At 64.5% G+C, this 15,372-nt stretch carries 12 protein-coding genes; 7 read left to right on the top strand and 5 right to left on the bottom strand.

All coding sequences use genetic code 11. The features are described 5' to 3' along the window. Nucleotides 1-258: 258 nt before the first annotated feature. Together HA399_RS16775 and HA399_RS16770 are read left to right on the top strand one after the other, a co-directional pair. Nucleotides 259-1,431 carry a GGDEF domain-containing protein gene (locus HA399_RS16775; RefSeq protein ID WP_404325550.1) on the top strand — a complete coding sequence of 391 codons (1,173 nt, stop codon included), beginning with the start codon at nt 259-261 and terminating at the stop codon, nt 1,429-1,431. Nucleotides 1,432-1,609: 178 nt separating this feature from the next. Next, nucleotides 1,610-2,485: a UDP-2,3-diacylglucosamine diphosphatase gene (locus HA399_RS16770; RefSeq protein WP_284892923.1), complete on the top strand. Its 876-nt coding sequence runs from the start codon at nt 1,610-1,612 to the stop codon at nt 2,483-2,485. Between the two features lie 3 nt (nt 2,486-2,488). Here HA399_RS16770 and HA399_RS16765 read toward each other — a convergent pair whose 3' ends face one another. Further along, nucleotides 2,489-3,418 carry an AEC family transporter gene (locus tag HA399_RS16765; RefSeq protein WP_216061192.1) on the bottom strand — a complete coding sequence of 310 codons (930 nt, stop codon included), beginning with the start codon at nt 3,416-3,418 and terminating at the stop codon, nt 2,489-2,491. 396 nt (nt 3,419-3,814) lie between these two features. Here HA399_RS16765 and metF point away from each other — a divergent pair, with 396 nt between their 5' ends. Together metF and sodC are read left to right on the top strand one after the other, a co-directional pair. Continuing rightward, entirely contained in the window at nt 3,815-4,666 is an 852-nt protein-coding gene (gene metF / locus HA399_RS16760) for a methylenetetrahydrofolate reductase [NAD(P)H] (RefSeq protein ID WP_404325548.1), read from the top strand. Between the two features lie 159 nt (nt 4,667-4,825). After that, complete coding sequence (gene sodC, locus HA399_RS16755; RefSeq protein WP_404325547.1) at nt 4,826-5,395, top strand: superoxide dismutase [Cu-Zn] SodC; 570 nt, start codon at nt 4,826-4,828, stop codon at nt 5,393-5,395. A 105-nt stretch (nt 5,396-5,500) separates the two neighbouring features. On the opposite strand, the gene HA399_RS16750 is transcribed toward sodC, so the two are convergent. Together HA399_RS16750 and prlC are read right to left on the bottom strand one after the other, a co-directional pair. Continuing rightward, entirely contained in the window at nt 5,501-5,752 is a 252-nt protein-coding gene (locus HA399_RS16750; protein ID WP_043335719.1) for a YheV family putative zinc ribbon protein, read from the bottom strand. 161 nt (nt 5,753-5,913) lie between these two features. Further along, on the bottom strand, nt 5,914-7,962 hold the full coding sequence (prlC, locus tag HA399_RS16745; protein WP_192838979.1) for an oligopeptidase A: 2,049 nt from the start codon (nt 7,960-7,962) through the stop codon (nt 5,914-5,916). A gap of 275 nt (nt 7,963-8,237) precedes the next feature. On the opposite strand from prlC, the gene HA399_RS16740 reads away from it, so the two are divergent. From HA399_RS16740 to HA399_RS16730, 3 genes are all read left to right on the top strand, one after another. After that, entirely contained in the window at nt 8,238-9,581 is a 1,344-nt protein-coding gene (locus HA399_RS16740; RefSeq protein WP_404325546.1) for a sodium-dependent transporter, read from the top strand. A 197-nt stretch (nt 9,582-9,778) separates the two neighbouring features. Beyond that, on the top strand, nt 9,779-10,321 hold the full coding sequence (locus HA399_RS16735) for a gamma carbonic anhydrase family protein (protein WP_043335714.1): 543 nt from the start codon (nt 9,779-9,781) through the stop codon (nt 10,319-10,321). Between the two features lie 292 nt (nt 10,322-10,613). Beyond that, nucleotides 10,614-11,321: a metal-dependent hydrolase gene (locus tag HA399_RS16730; protein ID WP_052384803.1), complete on the top strand. Its 708-nt coding sequence runs from the start codon at nt 10,614-10,616 to the stop codon at nt 11,319-11,321. Nucleotides 11,322-11,384: 63 nt separating this feature from the next. Here the strand turns inward: HA399_RS16730 and HA399_RS16725 are convergent, their stop codons facing one another. Both HA399_RS16725 and HA399_RS16720 read right to left on the bottom strand, forming a co-directional pair. Continuing rightward, complete coding sequence (locus tag HA399_RS16725; protein WP_404325544.1) at nt 11,385-12,920, bottom strand: sigma-54-dependent transcriptional regulator; 1,536 nt, start codon at nt 12,918-12,920, stop codon at nt 11,385-11,387. After that, the gene (locus HA399_RS16720; RefSeq protein WP_404325543.1) at nt 12,917-15,298 is read right to left on the bottom strand and encodes an ATP-binding protein; all 2,382 of its coding nucleotides are present in this window, start codon (nt 15,296-15,298) and stop codon (nt 12,917-12,919) included. The genes HA399_RS16725 and HA399_RS16720 overlap by 4 nt, the downstream gene beginning before the upstream one ends. Between the last annotated feature and the right edge of the window lie 74 nt (nt 15,299-15,372).

Here is a 15,372-nt window from a genome sequence, read left to right as displayed (position 1 = left end):
CTTGGCTTTACCTTCAGCGCCCTGCTGTCGCCATCGAGGTGGATGACGACAGCAGGGCGCTTTCGTTCGTGTTGCCGGCACATTCTTGTTGCCGACACCTCTTTGCCCTTGCTTCGCCTGGCCGGCCTGATGACACAGCACATTGTTCTATCAGGCAGACGGTATTCTTGCGTTTACTGATCAACTCTTTATTCCAGTGAGGTGTGCTCTGCGCGCGGTGTAACATTGGTTGATGCTACCGAGTGTCGAGGATGGAACATGCTGCTTCATGAACATCTGATATTGCCGGGCAGGGACGGTTCGGATATCGAAGCGCAGCACTATCGCACGCGAATCAACAATACCTTCATCATGTTCGCCATGGCGTGCTTCGCCTGCTTCCTGCTGTTTGACTATTTCCAGGTACCGTCTGCCTGGCAGGCGTTGTGGGTGGGGCGGCTGATCATCTTCCTCTGCTGCCTGCTATGCATCCTCCAGCTGCGCCGCGGCGGCGTGCATTCGGACAAGATCCTGCTGGCCGGGGCGATACCCGCCAATCTGTTCTTCTGCTTCGGTGCCGCGCTGATTCCGGATGCACTGACGCTGACGTTGTGGAACCTGAGTTTCTCGACCTGCATGCTGATTGCCATGCCCGCCTGGCTGGTGTGGGGCTGGCGCTACCAGCTGGCCAGCAGCCTGCCGCTGATACTGTGTTATGTGCCCATCTATGTGTGGCTGAGTCCCTTGTCGTTGACGACATTGGCCGGTGCGGGTGGGGCCTACATCCTGGGAACCCTCTTCATCGCGCCGGCACTGGCGCACGCCCGAGCCTCGACCTTCCATCGCACCATCCGGCTGCAGCGCACGCTGGAGGCGCGCAATCTCGAATTGCACGACATGAATCAGCGGTTGCTCACCCAGCAGAACGAGCTGGAATACCGCGCCAATCATGATCTGCTGACGGGGCTGCCCAATCGCCGTTTCGGCTTTGATTTTCTCGAGCGGATGCTGGCCGAGAGCACGAGCACCCGGCAATGCATGTCGATCCTGTTCGTGGATGTCGATCGCCTGAAGCACGTCAACGACAGCTTCGGGCACGCCGAGGGGGATCGCCTGATCCAGCTGGTGGCCCGGAGTGTCGCCCAGGCGGCTGGTGAAGACGGGCTGGCATGCCGCCTGGGCGGCGATGAATTCCTGGTCGTGATGCCCGGAGCCTGTGATATGGCCAGCCAGCAGGCGACGACCCAGCTGATGCGCCATCTTCAGGAGCAACGCCTGGAGCAGCAAATTCCCTTCCCGGTCGAGGTCAGCATCGGGCGCGTCACCCACGACCCGGTATTGCAGGGCGATGTGGATGTCGATGATCTGATCCATATCGCGGATGACCGCATGTATCGTCAGAAGCGCGCTCGGCGGCGGGTCATGGCGGGCGCCAACGACCCTCAGGCGTAAAAAAGCCCGCGATCTTCCCCTCATTCATGCTGCAAGTGATTGATGGCAATGGCTGTCATCGCTTTTTCATGTCGCTGTTACGGGTATGTCATCGCCTCCCCTCAGTCTTGCTGGGCAACGACAGGGGCCATCTGGGCCTCGCCTGTCGATTCCGCCTGGCAACCCAGAGGTGACTGACATGACCGCTCCGCAATCGGCTCCCCGTGCTGAAATGCCGCCTGCTCCCGACGCTCTCGGTCAGGTTCGCACGCTGTTCATCTCCGATGTGCATCTGGGAACCCCGGACTGCCAGGCGGCGCTGCTTGCGAAGCTACTGCGTCGCGTGCGCCCCGAACGCCTGTATCTGGTCGGCGATATCGTCGACCTGCTGGCGATGCGCAAGCGTGCGGTGCTCGACAAGGACCAGCAGGCGCTGGTGGCGCGGGTGCTGCGTCTGGCGCGCAGTGGCTGCGAGGTCATCTACATTCCCGGCAATCATGATGCCGCCTTCCGTCGCCTGTGCGGCCTGAAGCTGCACAACGTGAGCATCGAGCGGCGCGCGATCCATACCACCGGCAGCGGTCGTCGCCTGCTGGTCTCCCACGGCGATGAATTCGACACCCATGTGCGCATCGCGCCGTGGCTGCTCAAGCTGGGCGATGGCATGCACGGCTTCATCCTGTCACTCAATCGCTGGTGCAATCGCGCGCGTGGCATGTTCGGGCTGCCGTACTGGTCGCTGGCCAGCGCGCTCAAGCGTCGTAGCGGCACCGCCCAGCGCTATGTGGCCCAGTTCGAGGAAGCCGCCATGCGCCAGGCGCGTCTCGAAGGGCTGGATGGCTATGTCGGGGGGCATATCCACCAGGCGGGCTTCCGGGTCGAGGAAGGCGTGCTCTATTGCAACGATGGCGACTGGGTCGAGCACTGCACCGCGCTGGCGGAAGATGCCGAAGGCGCGCTGCACCTGATCGACTGGCAGGGCCAGATCATCGAGACGGCGCCGCGCCATCTGATGCCGCGTCCGGCACCTGCCGCGACGCCCGACGCCGTCACGCCCGAGATGGCCGGCGCCTGAGCCTCACCCCAGGCCGCTGATCGCCAGCATCCATGACAAATACAGCGGGATGATCAGCGGCGCCGCCAGGGTGGTCAGCATCACCGCGATCGCGCCCTTGGCCGGCTGGATATTCAGCTCGATGGCCAGCACGACCACATTGGCGGCCATCGGCACCACGCCCAGCAGCAACAACACCTGCGCCAGCACCGGGTCGAGGGCGAACAGGCTGCCCAGCAGCATCACGCTGCCCAGACTCAGCAGCGGCCACATCACGAAGCGCAGACCGGTCGCGGCCAGAATGAAGCGCGGGTCGATCTCGCGCAGGCTGACCCCGCCCAGCGTCATGCCGATGATCATCATGCCCAGCACCGTGTAGCTGTACTTGAAGTAGTCGAGTCCCTCCATCACCGCCCCCGGTACCTCGAGCCCCAGCGTCCCCACCAGCAGGGCGGCCAGAAAGGCGTAGATCAGCGGCAGACGCACGATCTTGACCAGACTCTGGCGCATCGAGAACTGCCCGCGCGCACTGACGTAGAAGCCCAGCGTGAACTCATAGAGCGTGATGCCGAGCAGGCAGAACAGGTACTGGGTCACGCCTTCCGGCGGCAGCAACAGCATCGCGACCGGCAGGCCGAAGTAGCCGGTATTGCCGGTGCCGGAGGAGAAGGCGAGCAGGGCGGCTTCCTGCGGCGGGAAGAACTTCGCGGCCAGCGGGCGCACCAGCAGGCAGATGCTGCTGGCCAGCGAGAACAGCCCCAGCGTCAGGCCCAGATCACTCAGCGATGGCTCGCCGAGCACCAGCCCGCGGAAGAAGGTCAGCGGCGCGATCACGTAGATCAGCAAGGTGGCGATGGGGCGCGGGTCGATCGCGAGGCGGCGCGCGCAGAGGGTGCCGAGGGCGACGAAGGTGATCAGCATCCAGAGCGGTTGCTGCAGATCGATGTGGTCCATCACGGTTCCTTGTGAAGCGTCATTGTCCTTTTGGCTCATCATGCCGTGTGGCCCCTGTCAGCGTCATCCCATGAATGACGCGCATTGCGTCTTTCCTTATCCGGCTGCGCATCGCGTGGTTGCGCGGCTGGTGAGGGGCAGGACTGAGGGACAGGACTGAGGGGCAGGACGCCACTGTCAGCAATGGTTATAAACACGCACTTTCTTATATGAATGGTATTGAAGTTGAGGCGAAAACCTTTCATTGGCCGGGGTCGGCGGCGGCGGTCAGAATGCTCGACATGCAGTACAGGGGCGGTGGCGTGACGCGCCGGACGTGTATTGCTGCACGCGCACCGCGAAGTGTGCGGCGATAACGACATCAATGCCGGACACGACGACCACGAGGGCCGCCCCATGAGTGCAAGCGAACATCCGTCAGGGATCAGCTTCGAATTCTTCCCGCCGAATACCGAGGCCGGGCGTGAAAAGCTCAAGGGGGTTCGTGATCAGCTGGCGGCGCTTGAGCCGGAGTTCTTCTCCGTCACCTATGGCGCGGGCGGCTCCACGCGCGAGCGCACCTTCAACACCGTGCAGTCGGTCAGCGCCAGCGGCATCTGCACCGCGCCGCACCTGTCGTGTGTCGGCAGTGACCGCGGTGAGCTGCGCGAGATCCTGGCGCAATACCGCGAGCAGGGCGTCAAGCGCCTGGTGGCGTTGCGCGGGGACCTGCCCTCCGGGATGGGCTCGCGCAGCGAGCTGCGTTACGCCAACGAGCTGGTCGAGTTCGTGCGCGAGGAGACCGGCGATCACTTCGAGATCGCGGTGGCGGCCTATCCGGAGTGCCATCCGCAGGCCGACAACTACTACAGCGATCTCGAGAACTTCGTGCGCAAGATGCAGGCCGGCGCCGATATCGCCATCACCCAGTACTTCTTCAATGCCGATGCCTACTTCCACTTCGTGGAGCGCGCGCGTGCCGCCGGCATCCAGCAGCCGATCATCCCGGGGATCATGCCGATCACCAACTACACCCGGCTGGCGCGTTTCTCCGATTCCTGCGGGGCGGACATCCCGCGCTGGCTCCGTCGGCAGCTCGAGAGCTATGGCGATGACAGCGAGAGCCTTCAGGCCTTCGGCACCGAGGTGATCTCGCGCATGAGTCAGCGTCTGCTGGATGGCGGCGCGCCGGGCCTGCATTTCTATACTCTCAATCAGGCCGAGCCGTGTCTCAAGGTGCTGGAAAATCTGGGGATCTCTTCTCGTTGAGTCACGCGCGCCGGGCGTGCACGACAAGTAATTGGAAGAGCGGCATTGAATGTGACGTCGCTCGCCCTGAGGTCTGACGGGTAGCCGCTTGTGACAGCGGCCCGCAAGCCACTCAAGGCGTCGGCAGTGACGCCGGCCTCAGTGATGGAGAGATTGCTCATGAATCACGAGACACAGCACACGGCATCCTTTACGACCTCGTCCAGAAAGCCCCTCAAGACCGCCGCGACGGTGGCGCTCGGCGCCTGGTTGTTCGGCGGTGTCGCCCAGGCCGCCACCGAGGTGGAAATGCATCGCGTCAGCAGTGATGGCGTCGGTGAGTCCGTCGGCAGTGTCATGGCCGAGGATACCGATGATGGTCTGCTGCTGACGCCGAAGATCGAGGGGCTCGAGAGCGGCATCCACGGCTTCCACCTGCATGCCAATGCCAGCTGCGAGCCGGCCGAGAAGGATGGCGAGACCGTCGCCGCCGCCGCGGCAGGTAGCCACTTCGATCCAGAAGAGACCGGTACCCATCAGGGCCCCTACGGTAATGGCCACCTCGGTGACCTTCCGGCGCTGAGCGTCGATGCCGATGGCAAGATCTCGCTGCCGGTGCTGGCACCGCGCCTCAAGGAAAGCGACCTCAGCGGCCATGCGCTGATGATCCACTCCGGCGGTGACAACTACACCGATACGCCCAAGCTGGGCGGTGGCGGCTCGCGCGTTGCCTGCGGTGTAGTTGACTGATGTGTGGTAGACAGATCTGTGGTCAATTGAACCACCTGCCGAGATGACATGAAAAAGCCCCGCCAATTGGCGGGGCTTTTTCATGTCGCAGCGCTACAGCAGATGTCAGTGCAGCTTGCCGGGATCCAGAATGCGCACCGGCTGAACCTCATCGCTCGCCGGCGTCTCGCGAGGGTCGCTCACGCGCGTGGAAATCTCGGCGAGGGTCGGCGGTTCCTCGATGGCTTGCTGTTCGAAGAAGTCGCAGGACACGCAGTCACGGTAGCGGGTCTCGTTCTGCTCCCAGGTGCGCAGGCGGTCCATTGCTCCGCAGCGCGGGCAGACGGCACCGGCGATGAAGCGCTTGATGGTAGACATGGTGCCTCCAGTCAGGGTCAGGGTAGGTCTGGCAATCCCGCCTCGGGCGGATGATGCGCCATATGATACGCCCCCGACCGGTAAAGGTCAGGGGCGCATGGTCAGGGGCGCATGGCCAGCAGCTCGTGGTCAGGCTTGCGCCATCACGAGACGGGGCGAGATCAGGCCGCCTGGGCACCGATGCCGGAGTGACGCAGCAGGGCATCGACCTGCGGGTCACGGCCACGGAAGGCGCGGAACAGCTCGGCGGCGTCACGCGAGCCACCGCGTGCCAGTACCTCGTCACGGAAGCGTTGGCCGGTAGCGGTATCGAAGACCGCGCTTTCCTCGAAGGCACTGAAGGCGTCTGCCGACAGCACCTCGGCCCACTTGTAGCTGTAGTAACCCGCGGCGTAACCGCCGGCGAAGATATGGCTGAAGCCATTCTGGAAGCGATTGAACTCGACCGCCGGCACCACGGCGACCTTGCTGCGCACCTCGTCGAGCAGCGCCTGGACATCGCTGGCCGACGGCTTGTCGAGCTCATGATGCAGGCGGAAGTCGAACAGCGAGAACTCCAGCTGGCGGACCATGGTCATCGCTGCCTGGAAATTGCGGGCTGCCTGCAGGCGCTCGAGCATGTCATCGGGCAGGCGCTCGCCGGTGTCGACGTGACGTGCGATCAGATCCAGCCCTTCACGCTCGTAGCAGAAGTTCTCCATGAACTGGCTGGGCAGCTCGACGGCGTCCCAGGCCACGCCGTTGATGCCGGAGACTTCGGCGACTTCCTGGCGGGTCAGCATGTGATGCAGGCCGTGACCGAACTCGTGGAACAGCGTGACCACTTCATCGTGGGTCAGCAGCGCCGGGCGATCGCCCACCGGGCGGGTGAAGTTGCAGGTCAGGTAGGCGACCGGCAACTGCAGGCTGCCATCCTCGCGGCGACGACGCACGCGGCACTCATCCATCCAGGCACCGCCTCGCTTGCCTTCACGCGCGTAGAGGTCGAGATAGAAGCCGGCGATCGGGGTGTCATTCTCGATCACCTCGTAGTAGCTGACGTCCTCGTGCCAGACCGGCACCTCGCGCTGCTTGAAGGTGATGCCGTAGAGGCGGTTGACCACCTCGAACAGCCCGTCGATGGCCTGCGGCGCCGGGAAGTAGGGGCGCAGCTGCTCCTGATTGATCGCGTAGCGCGACTCGCGCAGCTTCTCGCTGGCGTAGCCGACATCCCACGGCTGCAGGTCGTCGATGCCGAGGCTCTCGGTGGCATAGGCCGCCAGCTCGTTGAACTCTTCACGCGCCTGCGGCACGGCGCGGGTGGCGAGGTCATCCAGGAAGGCGATGACCTGCGCTGGCGAGTCGGCCATCTTGGTCGCCAGCGACAGCGAGGCGTAGTCGTCGAAGCCGATCAGCGCGGCCAGCTCCTGACGCAGGGCCAGAATCTCCTCGATCACCGGGCCGTTGTCGAACTCACCGGCGTTGGGGCCCTTCTCCGAGGCGCGCGTGACGAAGGCGGTGTAGACCTCCTCGCGCAGCTCGCGGTTGTCGGCATAGCTGAGCACCGGGAAGAAGCTCGGGAAGTCCAGGGTGATGCGATAGCCTTCCAGCCCCTTGGCTTCGGCATTGGCCTTGAGCGCTTCAAGGCCGCTTTCCGGTACGCCCGCCAGCGCCTCTTCGCCGACATCCTTGTGCCAGGCCTGGGTGGCATCCAGCACATGGTTGGAGAAGGTGTTGGAGAGTTCGGACAGGCGCGCCTGGATCTCGCCGTAACGCTGCTTCTTGTCTTGCGGCAGGTCGACACCGGCGAGGCGGAAGTCGCGCAGGCTGTTGGTGATCGCCTTCTGCTGGGCTTCATCGAGGCTTGCGAACTCATCGCTGTCCGCGAGGCGCTGATAGGCCGCGGCCAGGTCGCTGTTCTGACCCACCCAGGTGGAGTAGGCCGACAGCTTGGCGAGACAGGCCTGATAGGCCTCACGCAGCTTGGGCGAGTTCATGGTCGAATTGAGGTGCGAGACCGGCGACCAGGCCTGGCTCAGGCGATCACCCAGCGCTTCCAGCGGCGCGGCGAAGTTGTCCCAGCGCGTGTCATCGCGGGTGGCCTCGATCAGGCGTTCGATCTCCTGCTGGTTGTGCTCCAGCAGCTCGCTGATCGCGTCCTCGACGTGCTCGGCCTTGAGGGTGTCGAAGGGGGGCAGGGTGTTGCGTTCCAGCAGGGGATTGATCGACATCATGTACCTCGCGTCATTCGGGTGGGCGGCAGCGGTGAGCGGTAAAGGAGAACTTGCGCATCGATTGCGCCGTGAAAACGGCGTCACCGCTGCCGCGGGGATACCTAGAATGTGAGGCCTCGGCGCGCGTTATTCAATCTATCGCCTCGATAGGCGGGCGCTGCCACGCGCATGTCGCATTGGCCGAGGCCGGTACGGCTGCTATCTTGCTGCCCTTGATCACTGTTGCTGGACCCGCCTTTCTTTACCAACGTTCCTTGACCACGAGAGCAGACATGAGCGAAACCACCGAACGCTGGGGCAGTCGCCGAGCCTTCATTCTTGCCGTGACCGGCGCAGCCGTCGGGCTGGGCAATATCTGGCGCTTCCCCTATATGACCGGTGAGAACGGCGGGTCGGCATTTCTGCTGCTGTATATCGGCTTCGTGCTGTTGCTGGGGCTGCCGGTGATGCTGGCCGAGATCATGATCGGGCGCGCCGGACGCCGCGGACCGATGCAGGCACTCGCCCACCTGGCTACCAGTGGTGGGCAGACCCCGCATTGGCGCTGGCTGGGATTGTTCGGTGCCATCACCATGTTCTTCATCCTGTCGTTCTACTCGGTGGTCTCCGGCTGGTCGATCGAGTATCTGGTGGACTCATTGAAGGGCGACTTCAATGGATTGGCACCGGAGCAGGTAGGAGCGGCCTTCAATGGCTTCCTCGAAGATCCGGTTTCCATGACCTTCAACCACACCGTCTTCATGCTGATGACGATGAGTGTGGTGGCCGCCGGTATCTCTTCCGGGCTCGAGCGCCTCAACAATCTGATGATGCCGCTGCTCTACGTGCTGCTGCTGGCGTTGGCGGGTTACAGCATCAGCACGCCCGGCTTCGGCCCCGCGCTGAGCTGGCTGTTCATGCCCAACCCGAGTGCCATCACGCTGGACGTGATGCTCAATGCCATGGGGCATGCCTTCTTCACTCTGGCGGTCGGGGCCTGTGCCCTGATGGCCTACGGCGCCTACATGCCGGAGCGCCAGAGTCTGCCGACGGCCGCGATCGCCGTGGCGGCACTGGATATCGGCGTGGCGCTGCTGGCGGGGATTGCCATCTTCGCGGCGGTCTTCAGCCAGGGCATGGACCCGGCCTCCGGCCCCGGCCTGATGTTCGTCAGCCTGCCGATCGCCTTCGCCAATCTGCCGGGCGGCAGCGTGCTGCTGGCGCTGTTCTTCCTGCTGTTGCTGCTGGCGACCTGGACCAGCTCGATCAACATCGCCGAGCCCATCGTCGAGGTGCTGGAGGGCTGGGGGCTCAAGCGTCGCCACGCGGCACTGGTGGTCGGTGTCTCGGTGTGGGCGATGGGGCTGTTGTCGGTGCTGTCCTTCTCGAGCCTCAAGGACGTGCACGTGCTGGGCGAGATGAATGTCTTCGATGCGGTGACGACGATTCCGCCGGACTTCTTCCTGCCGATCGGCGGGCTGCTGATCGCCATCTTCGCGGCCTGGGTGATGCCGCAGAATCGTGCGCTGGCAGGCCTCGGCACCTCGCGTGGCTTCTTCCGCACCTGGCGCTGGGTGCTGCGCTGGATCTCGATTCCGCTGGTCGTCGTCGTGCTGGGCTGGAGCTTCTTCAAGTAAGCCCGCTTGCGCAATCGATACGTGAATCTGGCGTTGAGTCAGCGCACGGCGTGGCGCGATGCGCGGGGCATGGCGAGCCTGCAAGCGGGGCGTCGGGACGGGGTGTCGAAAACATCGCAACGCGAGTCAGGCCGTTGCGCTATTGGCATCCCGGTGTTTGGCGCAGTAGGCTGGTTGCCTAATTCAGGAGGTAAGGCATGAGCATTAGATCCTTCAAGGGCCTGACGCCGCGACTGGGCGAGCGGGTTTTCGTCGATCCGGCCAGTGTGGTGCTGGGTGATGTCGCCCTCGGGGATGACAGCTCGGTATGGCCGCTGGCGGTGATTCGCGGCGATATGCACCGTATCCGCATCGGTGCGCGTACCAGCGTGCAGGATGGCGCGGTACTGCATATCACCCACGCCAGTGATTTCAATCCGGGCGGCTATCCGCTGGAAATCGGCGATGACGTCACCATCGGTCACAAGGCCGTGTTGCATGGCTGCACCATTCACGACCGCGTGCTGGTCGGCATGGGCGCCATCGTGATGGACGGCGTGGTGGTGGAAGATGAAGTCATCATCGCGGCGGGTGCGCTGGTGCCGCCGGGCAAGCGCCTCGAGGGCGGACATGTGTATGCCGGCAACCCGGCCAAGGCACTGCGCCCGATCAAGGACAGTGAGCGTGAGTTCTTCACCTATTCGGCGGTGAACTACGTCAAGCTGAAGGATCAGCATCTGGCCGAAGACTACGTCGACTGAATCTCCCTCGCACAGAGCGGCAGACGCAGCAATGATCACTCCCCCGTCGGCTCAGGCCGGCGGGGGAGTGCTCGTTTCAGGGCCGGATTCTCCACAAGCCAAGGGCGGATTTGCCGCAAGCCAGGGTCGGTTTTCCACGAGCTTAAGAAGGCAGATGTGGCAGTGGCGCGCACAAACCAGGACAAGCCATTGTTTTTCATGAAATGCTTGCGTCATAATCTGGACGTATATCCAGTGCCAGCGTGTGGCGTCTGGTCCAGTGACATCGTCGAGGGCTCGCGACCCGTATTTCATGGCCAATTTTCGTACCCATATCACCGTAGCGGCCTTTGCCGGCGGCATCGTCGCGGCGGCGGGCTGGCAGGGCGGCCTGTGGTCGCTGGCGGAGGGGGTTCCGCTGGCGAGCCTGACCACCTTCGGCGGTATCCTGCCGGATATCGACTCCGACAACTCGCGCGCCATCCGTATCCTGTTCACGCTGTTTGCGGTACTGGCGACCATGGCCTGCGTGCTGCTGCTGCAGGACCGCCTGCTGGCGGGGCCGCTGATGATGGCGGGCGGCGCCACCTATCTGGGCGTGCGCTATGTGGCCAGCGCCATCTTCAAGCGCTTCACCGTCCATCGCGGTATCTGGCACTCGCTGCTGGCGTCACTGCTGTGCTCGCTGGGCGTGACGGCCGCCAGCCTGCATGTGCTGGGCCAGAGTGAAGAGCAGGCCTGGTGGCAGGGTGCGGCCCTGTTGTTCGGTGCCATGATCCACCTGCTGCTCGATGAGATGTACAGCGTCGACATGGTCGGCGCACGCCTGAAACGCAGCTTCGGCACCGCCTTCAAGCTGTTCGATTATCGTGAGCCGGGCAACTCGCTGGCGATGGTGGCGGTGATCGCCGCCATGACGCCCTGGCTGCCACCATTGTCGGTACTGGTGGACATCATGCATCTGCAGGGGCCGCTGTCCGTGTTCGGTGCAGGCCTGTCACGGCTGATGGCCGGCGTCTGATACCGTCTGACTGAAGGCCGGCGCGAATCTCAGTTGCTGTTGTGATGCCTTGGTTGTGATGCATCAGGCACGATAGGGCTCGGCGCTCAGGCCGTGCTTCTTGAGCTTGTCGTAGAGCGTCTTGCGCGGCAGCCCCAGCTGTTCGCAGGCCATCACCACCTGACCTTTGCTGGCCGCCAGGGCCTCGCGAATCAGCGCGGCCTCGAACGCCTCCATGCGCTGCGGCAGCGATTGCGCCTGCGTGGCTGCCTTCACGTTGTGCTCCAGTTCCCCCAGCTCGCCTGATTCCCTCGGTGCTTCTGAAGCATGCCGCTCGCCCGTGCCGGCGGTGATGCCTTCTCTGTCCGCCTCTCTTGCGGCTTCCGTGCTGTTCACGGCCGGGCCACTCGTGCCCGCGGTGAGCGGTCGCCCTTCCGCCATGCTGTCGCCGATGTTGCCCTCCAGTCCGCCCAGCAGCACATGGCGTTCTGCACAGTTTCTCAGTTCACGCACGTTGCCCGGCCAGTCATGCGCCAGCAGTGCCTGCAGGGTGGTGGCGTCCAGTGGCGGGACTTCCAGGCTGGTGCGTTCGCTGGCCAGAATCGCGAAGTGCCGGAACAGCTGCAGGATATCCTCGGCATGCTCGCGCAGTGGCGGCAGATACAGCGTGACCACGTTCAGGCGGTAGTAGAGGTCTTCGCGAAACTCGCCGGCGCTGGCCGCTTCCCGCAGATCCCGCTTGGTAGCGGCGATGACGCGGATGTCGATGGGGCGTGGCGTATTGCTGCCGAGTCGCTCGATGCTGCGCTCCTGCAGCACCCGCAACAGCTTGATCTGCAACGACATCGGCATCGATTCGATCTCATCGAGAAACAGGGTGCCGCCGTCGGCGTGCTCCAGCTTGCCGATGCGGCGCTCGCTGGCACCGGTGAAGGCACCTTTCTCATGGCCGAACAGTTCCGATTCGATCAACGTCTCCGGCATGCCGCCACAGTTGAGCGCCACGAAGGGCTTGCTCGCGCGGGCGCTGCGTTCGTGCAGACAGCGGGCGACACGGTCCTTGCCGGCGCCGGTCTCGCCATACAGCAGGGTGTCGGCATCGACCGCCGCCAGGCGTGACACCTGAGCATCCAGGCGCTGCATGATGTCACTGCTGCCGACCAGCCTGGGGCCGGCGCTGTTGCGCTGGGTATCCAGCTGTTCGCGCAGCGAGCGGTTCTCCAGCGCCAGCCGGCGGGCGGCCACCGCACGCCGCACGCCATCGAGCATGCGCTCGCGATCGAAGGGCTTCTCGATGAAATCCCAGGCGCCGGCCTGCATGGCCGCGACGGCGGTATCGATGTCGCCATGTCCCGTCATCACGATCACCGGCAGCTCGTCATCCACGGCATGCGCCGCGTGCAGCAGGCTCAGGCCATCCATGCCCGGCATGCGAATGTCCGTGATCACCACACCCTCGAAGGGCGCTTCGGCGCGCAGGATCGCCAGTGCCTGCTCGGCACTGGCCAGCGGGCGAGTGCGGTAATCGGCCAGCATCAGGCTCTGGCTCAGGCTGTCGCGCAGGTGTGGTTCGTCATCCACCACCAGCACCTGCATGTCGGTATTCGTGACGTCGCTCATGACGGCTCCTGTGGATGGTTGGCGGTGGGTGGCATCGGGGGTTGTGAGGGCATCGCCAGTGAGGGCATCGAGAGTGCCGGCAGCGTCAGCCGGAACAGTGCGCCGCCCAGCGGCGAGGGATGCGCCTCGAGGGTGCCGCCGAGGTCGGCGACGATACGCGCGCTGATCGATAACCCCAGCCCGAGTCCCTGGCCGTCGGCGCGCTGGGTATAGAAGGGTTCGAACACGCGTACCAGTTGCGATGGCTCGAGGCCGGGGCCGTTGTCGTGGACTTCCAGCACGACCTGACTGCCGGCGCTGCCCGCTTGCTCATGCAGGTTGAGCTGGATGCTGGGGGGCTCCGTGCGCTCGGGGGGCAAGTCGGCCAGCGCATCCAGTGCATTGCCGATCAGGTTGACCAACACCTGCTCCAGACGTACCGGCTCGGCGCGCACCCGCGCCAGCTTTGGACTCGCTTCGCGAATGAGGGTCACGCCGAGTGCCTCGCAGCGTGCATGCAGCAGGCGCAGGGCATAGTCGAGGCTGGTGGTGAGATCGATGGCCTCCAGGCGGTCACCGCTCTTGCGTGAGAACTGACGCAGCTGCGCGCTGATCTCGCCCATGCGCTGGGTCAGCTCGGTGATCTGGCGCAGGTTGCTCTCGACCTGGGAGGTCTGGGCGCGGGCGAGGAAGGCGCTGGCGTTCTCGGCATAGGCGCGGATGGCGGCCAATGGCTGATTGAGCTCGTGATTGATGCCGGCGGCCAGTTCCCCCAGCACCGCCAGCTTGGCGGTCTGGATCAATTCATCACGCGTCTCGCGCAGCTCGCGTTCGGCGCGGGTGCGCTCCTCGACTTCGGCACTCAGGCGCGTGTTGCTGGCGGCGAGGTCGCGGGTGCGCTCGACCACCCGTTGCTCGAAGGCATCGCGTGCCTGGGCGAGCTGTTCGGCCTGGGCACGGCGTTCGCTGACATCGAAGACCGTGACCAGCCAGCGCGGACCGTTGGGACTGGGCAGCGGCGAGCAGGAAAGCTCCAGTGGTACCGCGACACCCTCGCGCAGGCCATGCACTTCCAGCGGCCCGACGGAGCGGGCCTGGGTCAGGCGGTCCAGCAGGTGGCGCTCGGCTGGCAGGAAAAGCTCGCGCAGATCACGCCCTTCGCGGGCGCTGGGCTGGCGGAGTGAGTCGCCCGGTGAGGCATCGGCACTCAAGGGCGAGCCGAACAGCGCAATGGCCGTCGGATTGAGATACACCAGCCGCACCCGCTCATCGAGGATGCACAGGCCAGCCTGAGTGCGGTCGATGATGCCGCGCACCCGTTGCTGGCTGCTGGCGAGATTCTGGCGCTCGCGCTCTGCGAACAGGCGACGCTCACGCAGGATGCGCAGTCGCTGCCAGCCAAGCCCTGCCAGCAGACACAGCAAGGCATAACCACCGGCCGCGAGTCCGGCCGCTTGCCAGATGCCGCTGCGCAGCGGAGCCAGTGGCTTGAGTACATGCAGGCGCCAGCCGATGTCCGGCAGTGGCTGGGACAGGCTCAACCAGGCGTGCTGCCAGAGATCCCCCGGTGTCAGCTGCAACAGTTCGATGGAGGTCGTGTCGCGGCGCGACTCAAGGGGTGAGCCCAGCAGCTCCGGTAGCGCCTCGCGATGATGCAGGCGCAGCGGACGCAGGCGCTGATTGGCATAGCGCTGCGTATCGAGCAGCCGGTTGCGTGTCACCTCGCTGAGTGGCTCCAGCGTGCGCAGTACCCGCTGCGCCTGGCTGGCGATGAAGATCACGCCATGCGGATCAGTGACCATGATGTCGGCATTCTGGTCGAGCCACGCCGCCTCCAGCGCCTCTATCTGCACCTTGACCACGGCCACGCCACGTCGTCCCTGGGGGCTGGTGACGGCAGCGCTGAAGAAGTAACCGCGCTCACCGGAGCTGGTGCCCAGCCCGTAGAAGCGCCCCTCGCCGCCATTGATGGCGTCTTGCCAGTAGGAGCGGAAGCGGTAGTTCTGACCGATGAAGGTGTTGGCGGAGCGCCAGTTGCTGGCGGCGATGGTCGTGCCGGTGTCATCGACCAGATAGAGGTCCGAGATGCCGGCCAGCTCACGCATGCGGTCCAGGCGCTGGTTGAGCGCCACTTCCGCGCTGGGGTCTTCTGGGTGATCGAGAAAATCGCGCAGCTGGTCATTCTCTGCCACCAGCCTGGGCAGATAGGCGTGGCGATTCAGCTGGCCACGCAGACTGGCGGCGGTCAGGCGCAGTTCGTTGTCTGCCTCATGCCCCAGGCGCTCCAGACCCTGGCTGCGCGCCATCGAGACCGCCTGCCATACGCACAGCATCAGCCCCAGCGGTAGCGCGACCGCCAGAACGAGACGCCACAGCTGGGGCAGGCGCGTGTCCTTCATCGGCAAGCCTTCATGTTCAGGCCCTCATCTCAAGCTCTGCATATCCGGATCTTCATATTCAGCCAGAGCGTCAT

Source organism: Cobetia sp. UIB-001 (genome assembly GCF_044789135.1).
Lineage (GTDB): Bacteria > Pseudomonadota > Gammaproteobacteria > Pseudomonadales > Halomonadaceae > Cobetia > Cobetia amphilecti.
The sequence above is the reverse complement of the archived record's forward strand: the minus strand, read 5'-3'. Positions and strand labels throughout refer to the sequence as shown.